This is a genomic window from Paracoccus sp. (in: a-proteobacteria) (assembly GCF_032007265.1).
Classification (GTDB): domain Bacteria; phylum Pseudomonadota; class Alphaproteobacteria; order Rhodobacterales; family Rhodobacteraceae; genus Paracoccus.
In genome coordinates this window covers 1-3,295 of record NZ_DALZMB010000193.1, presented here as the reverse complement: position 1 = coordinate 3,295, position 3,295 = coordinate 1, and the positions used below count along the sequence as shown (strand labels likewise).

The following is a 3,295-nucleotide window of genomic DNA, read 5'->3' as shown; positions in this document are numbered from 1 at the left end:
GCCCAGATCGGTGTCGGATCGTCTGTCGTTGCGCCCCCTGCGCATAAAAAAGCCCGCCAGAGGCGGGGTCGTTTTTTTGATGTCGCTGATCGTCAGGCATGCTGACTATGCGGTCATTGCGTAACGCGCAGCGTCGAGAGCGTAATGGCAGAGACTGGTAGAGCCAGCAGTGCCCCCGCTAACAGCAAGTCTGGCAAGATAAACGCGGTATATAAAATTGACGCGCAGTCCATACTAGCAAGCCCCAGAGCCAGAAACGTCATCGCCCCGCAACAGTAGAACACAGCGACCTCGAATGCCGCGATAATCCGAGTAATCCGGACGGTGCGAAGTGCGAGCGGCAGTAGAAAAACGCTGAATGCGGACATCATTGCATCATCGTCCGATCCTGAGCTCAGCAGCTCCTTACAAAAGAACGGCCCATCGGGCCCTGGTGACGCCAGACCGGTTGAAATCGTTTCGTAAGTTACACCGACGAAAATCATCAACATCAGGCACACAAGATAGGTCAAAGAGAGGATAATTCGTGTCATGGTGTCCTAGTAAAGACCATGCGAATGACTTCAAAGACCTCTTTCCATCGGAGAAAGGTCACGCTTGAGGCAATCCAATCTCAGGGCAACCTTTCCCAGCATTGCTCACTCGATGCCTAGCTGCTCCTCGCCCTCCCTGGGTTAGACGCAGCCAGCCTGCGCAGGGACGTCGAGTTGGGCCTCCGCGTCCCTGCGCATGAAAAAACCCGCCAGTGGCGGGGCTGCCTAGACCAATTGCCTGTCAGTCTACAAATGCACCGAAGGGCGCATCGAAGATCGCGATATCTGTAAGTAGCAGATCGAGATTGCAAGAGTGCTCGGGGCCAGAGCCGATGATTAGATCGCGATGGCAGTCGACGTGATGGTCCATGGCCCGACGCCATCTAAAAAAACGCCTCTAACCATCGCCGCATACTGTCCACTGGCGACACCCGAGAATCCATGCCGCGTCGACAGCTCTGCCTCGGTCGCCCCTATAGACAGCCCTGCTACGCCCACCAGCCTTACATCGTAAGAGACAGCTCCTCTCACAGGGGCCCAAGCTAGATTTAGGCTGCCCGGCGAAAGCGACCACTCCACGATCTTTGGTGCCTGTCGCAGGTTTGGCACGATAGCAGCTGTTAGCACCCCGTCAGCGATGGCTGCATGGCCGGCATCATTTGGGTGGATAAGGTCGGCCGAAATCAGGGCATCCGCCCCATGCGTCGTCATCCACGCGTAGCTGTCAAAGTAGATAACGCCATAATCTGAAGCCACGTCCAGTGCTGCAGCAACATAGGCTTCAAAGCCGGGCCGCGTTTGCCCCGAAAAGCCTGTTGATCCAGTCGCAAGGCCTGCGTCAGAAATATAGTGGGGGCCGACAATCAAGATGCGATCACGAGGATATCCGTTGATCAGAAGTCCCGTGACGACCTCTGCGAGATCACCACGATATCCCGCCACATTCAGCGTCGATGGGGCAGCCACATAGCGAGCATCATTAAATCCGTAAGCGACAATTGCCAGCTCGCGCTTAGCGGCACCCGTCATGGCCGCAAGAAAGCGATCGCGACCATTGCTTGCACGGGGAGACCCTGAGCTATCGGCACTATTTTGCAGTACGGTACCGTTAATCCCGCCATTGGTCAGCGCCGCCCCCATGCTGGCAGCGACAATGTTAAGCCAGCGGTGGCCTTCCGTGGTCGCCGCCTGACCAACGGTGATGCTGTCGCCAATGGCCACGGCACTCGCCACGCGCGCAGGCAGCGCCGAGCCAGATAGCAATTGCTGCATCGCACGCTTGAGCTGCGCGCGCTCAGTCCCGCCGATTGCCTCAACCAGTGTGACCATATCCCTAGCCAAATCGGCACCGCGTTTAGCGCGCCGATAGAGCAAAGAGCGGGGCTTGCGGGCGTCAGCGCAGGCTCGAACGAAAGCGATCCCTTCTGGCACCACAACCCTACCGCTCATTGCGATCTGACCGGTGCCCGTATCGGTTGGCACCAGCGCATCCCGCACGTAGGTTCCATCAGGCCCATAAAGCGCCATGGGCACAGTGGTGCCATAGGTTGCGGCACCATTGTATTCGAGGATCTGCCCAGGCTCGACCGGGATATGATCCGTGTAGACCCACGCGGCAGGTCCAGAGATCAACGCACCCGTGCCGGGCGGAAGATATCCGCCCGACCGCTGATCAGAAAATCCATCAACTTGCACTGTCCCGAGTGACGCAGCGGCAGACGATGGGGTGCGATCTGTTGCCTGAGACAGGATCCGGAGCGTATAGGTTTCAGCCTCTGCTGTCAGTAAGGACACCCTGACAAACCGTGCGCTTGGATAGGCGTCAGCCACACTGTAAAGGCGTCCATCGGGGGCCGCTGGGTTGCCCGAGCCGAGATAACCCAGCTGGGCATCGTAGAAGGCCCAAACAGCCGCCGATGCGCCGGAACTCGGGATGGTTCCGATGAATGAAAGCTGCGCTTTCTCCGGTAGCGCGATCATTCCAGACCTGCGCCAAGTATCAGACGATCCTTCGGCCCCATCCGCTTTGCGGACATAACCAGACGCCAGCGGCAGACCGCGAAGGTTGACTGCTCCGCGCGAAGTTCCGGACATGGGCAGCATCGCGGAGTCTGCGCGCGATATGGCCAAAAGGTCGCCCGCCTGACGATCCAGCGCCTCCGCATAGAGATCTGACATAGCGACATCGCCTGCCATGATCCGCCATTGGCCGCTGATCCGCATGAGAGTATAGGTTCGACCGCTTTTGAGGGTGTGGACCTCCGATAGCGCAGCTCCGTTCCAATGCCGGATTTCGACGGTATCAACCCCTATTGTCAGCGTTGCGGGGCCTGTCGTCGCCGATGGGCTTCGCACGGCCACCACTAGGTTACTAGGGATCCCCGTGCCGAGGATCGGTGCCAGTGCCGCCGGGAACTCCGCCGTGATCGCGTTGCCGCTGCCGGTGACATTGGTCAGCGTGATCACGCCAGCATTTCGCAGGACGGCGGTCACATCGGCATCCTCGGCCTTGCCATCCAGCTGGGTCAGAATGCTCGCAAGCGCAGACGGATCACCGAGGCTTTGCGCAATAGATACCAGCAGATCCCGGATCTCGGTCTTGTCGGGGTTGTAAATGCCCGAACGCGGGTCGCCGCCCGAGGACAGCGGATGCCCGACCGGCGGATTGGGCAGCCCATCGCCAGTATAGCGTTGGAACCGGCGCCAGACGCGCTGGATATCATCAAGCAAAGGCATGCTTACCTCACGTAAAAAAGCCCGCG

At 59.0% G+C, this 3,295-nt stretch carries 2 protein-coding genes; both read right to left on the bottom strand.

Going from position 1 to position 3,295, the window contains the following annotated elements; all coding sequences use genetic code 11:
• Positions 1 to 113: 113 nt before the first annotated feature.
• A complete protein-coding gene (locus RTS12_RS20470) occupies positions 114 to 533 on the bottom strand; it encodes a hypothetical protein (RefSeq protein ID WP_312531962.1) in 420 nt (139 codons plus the stop codon).
• A 336-nt stretch (positions 534 to 869) separates the two neighbouring features.
• Positions 870 to 3,269, bottom strand: a complete 2,400-nt coding sequence (locus RTS12_RS20465; protein WP_312531960.1) for an SGNH/GDSL hydrolase family protein — start codon at positions 3,267 to 3,269, stop codon at positions 870 to 872.
• Between the last annotated feature and the right edge of the window lie 26 nt (positions 3,270 to 3,295).